Source organism: Leucobacter chromiireducens subsp. solipictus (assembly GCF_016758195.1).
GTDB classification, from domain to species: Bacteria; Actinomycetota; Actinomycetes; order Actinomycetales; family Microbacteriaceae; genus Leucobacter; species Leucobacter solipictus.
In genome coordinates this window covers 1-2,487 of record NZ_QYAC01000011.1, presented here as the reverse complement: position 1 = coordinate 2,487, position 2,487 = coordinate 1, and the positions used below count along the sequence as shown (strand labels likewise).

2 protein-coding genes and 1 pseudogene are annotated in these 2,487 nt (G+C 65.7%); all 3 read left to right on the top strand.

Annotated elements, in window-relative coordinates:
* A pseudogene (locus tag D3230_RS15745) lies at window positions 1-182 on the top strand (ABC transporter permease); the annotation flags it as partial.
* 10 nt (window positions 183-192) lie between these two features.
* Complete coding sequence (locus D3230_RS15740; protein ID WP_202345992.1) at window positions 193-984, top strand: ABC transporter ATP-binding protein; 792 nt, start codon at window positions 193-195, stop codon at window positions 982-984.
* 267 nt (window positions 985-1,251) lie between these two features.
* A complete protein-coding gene (locus tag D3230_RS15735; protein ID WP_202345991.1) occupies window positions 1,252-2,274 on the top strand; it encodes an ABC transporter substrate-binding protein in 1,023 nt (340 codons plus the stop codon).
* Window positions 2,275-2,487 lie beyond the last annotated feature (213 nt).

Genomic DNA, 2,487 nt, shown 5'->3' with positions numbered 1-2,487 from the left:
ACCCGAACGATATGAAGCTGGTGACTGCGGTGTTGGTGGTGGCGGCGTTGTTGCTGCCGCGCTGGGGCTTCCTCAAGAAGCTGCCGTCGCTGCGCGATCGAAACAACAAGCGGCAGCAGGATCCGGCCCCGGATCCTGTCGCCTCCGCCACCACTGGCGTGACCGTCCCGCTGGACCGGTAAGGAGAATACGATGCTGAATATTGACCGGATCTCCAAGACCTTCTTCGCGGGGACGATCAACGAGCGCAAAGCGCTGGTGGATCTCAGCCTGCAGATGGACGAGGGCGACTTCGTGACCGTGATCGGCTCGAACGGCGCGGGCAAGTCCACGCTGCTCAACGCCGTCGCTGGCCGCTACACCGTGGACACGGGCGAGCTCACGATCGACGGGAACCCCGTCTCGAAGCTGAAGGAATTCCAGCGGGCACGCTACGTGGGCCGCGTGTTCCAGGACCCCATGGCGGGCACCGCGCCCGACCTCACCATCGAGCAGAACCTCGCCCTCGCACTGCAGCGCGGCAAGCGCCGCGGCCTGAGCATGGGCCTCACGAAGGCGCGCCGCGAGCTGTTCCTCGAAGAGCTGAAATCGCTCGAACTCGGCCTCGAGAACCGTCTCCCCGCGAAGGTGGGGCTGCTGTCGGGCGGGCAGCGGCAGGCGTTGTCGTTGTTGATGGCCGGGTTTACGCAGCCGCGGATCCTGCTGCTGGATGAGCACACGGCGGCGCTGGATCCGCAGCGTGCGGCGCTGGTGACGGATCTCACGGAGCGGATCGTCGCCCAGGGTGGGCTGACGACGCTGATGGTGACGCACAACATGGAGCAGGCGCTCAAGCTCGGCAACCGACTGATCATGATGCACGAGGGCCGGATCGTGTTCCAGGCCTCGGCGGAGGAGAAGCAGCATCTCACGGTGCCGCAGTTGCTCGCCGAGTTCGCCAAGATCAAGGGCGCGACCTTCGACGATCGGGCGCTGCTCACGTAGGCGCCGCCTCGCGAAATTCGCACCGCGCACGGCGGGACACTCGGATGCGTAATCCGGGTGTCCCGCCGTGCGCGCTTTTTTGTGTCGATCAGGGGCTTCTCCCCGCAAAATGCGCCGAAACGCAACGTCCCGGTTACGATCTGTCGCGGGATTGCGCGCAGCGTGCCGCGGCAGTCTACGATGGCGATGTCGGCACTTTTCACGCCGAACCATTCAGTCCGCCGTGGCACTGTCGCGTCGGATCCAACTTGTAAGGACCAGATACTCATGCGACAGATTTCTTCTCGCCGCCGCGTCCTCGCGCTCGCGAGCCTCGGTGCTGCGGCAGCTCTCACGCTGAGCGCCTGCTCTGCTCCCTCCGAGAGCACCGGCGGCGACGATGCCGCGGCGCTCGACAAGGTCAGCATCGGCATCAGCCAGCTTGTGCAGCACCCCGCGCTCGACGCGGCAACCGAGGGCTTCAAGCAGGCCTTCATCGACGCGGGCTATGTCGAAGGCGACACGGTCACGTTTGACGAGCAGAACGCCAACGGCGAGCAGGCCACCGCCGTCACCATCGCGCAGACCTTCTCGACCTCCGACCTGGACCTCGTGCTCGCGGTGGCCACGCCGGCCGCGCAGGCCGCAGCTCAGGCGATCACCGACAAGCCGATCCTCTTCACGGCTGTCACCGATGCCGTGTCGGCCGAGCTCGTCGAGTCGATGGAGAAGCCGGGCGCGAACGTGACCGGCACCGTCGACGCGGTCCCCGACGACGCGCTGAAGACCCAGTTCGAGATCATCACCGACATCAACCCCGACGCCAAGAAGGTCGGCATCGTCTACGCATCCGGTGAGGTCAACTCGCAGGTGCAGGTCGACGCCGCCCAGAAGGTCGCTGACGAGATGGGTCTCGAGCTCGTCACGAAGACGGTGACCACGGCAAACGACATCGCCCAGGCGACCGAGGCACTCGGCGACGTTGACGCGATCTACGTGCCCACCGACAACATGGTCGTCTCGGGCATCGCCTCGCTCGTCCAGGTTGCTGAGACGGCGAAGATCCCCGTCATCGGCGCGGAGCCCGGCACGGTTGAGGGCGGCGCGGTTGCCACCTACGGCATCGACTACACCAAGCTCGGCAAGCAGACCGGCGAGATGGCCATCAAGGTGCTCGAGGGCGCCGACCCGGCTGACACCCCGGTGGAGACGCCGGCCGAGCTGAGCTACGTGGTCAACCCGGCCGCCGCTGAGCGCATGGGCGTCGAGATCCCGAAGGCGATCCTCGACGAGGCAACCACCGTAGAGTAGTACGGATCGCAACACTGTGATGCAGTGGCTGTCGCGCGGATGTGCGGCAGCCACTGCTTTTCCCGTTCACGGACGTGATGCCCCCGCGGGCGCACCGTCCCGAAGGCAAGGACCGAAGACCGGATGATCGGCGCGCTCGAACTGGGCCTTATTTATGGCGTGATGGCGCTCGGTGTGTATCTCACCTTCCGCGTCCTCAATTTCCCTGACCTT

Bases quoted from the DNA above. Each gene is read 5' to 3' on its own strand.
- D3230_RS15740 (WP_202345992.1), top strand. From the start codon at position 193: ATGCTGAATATTGACCGGATCTCCAAGACCTTCTTCGCGGGGACGATC.
- D3230_RS15735 (WP_202345991.1), top strand. From the start codon at position 1,252: ATGCGACAGATTTCTTCTCGCCGCCGCGTCCTCGCGCTCGCGAGCCTC.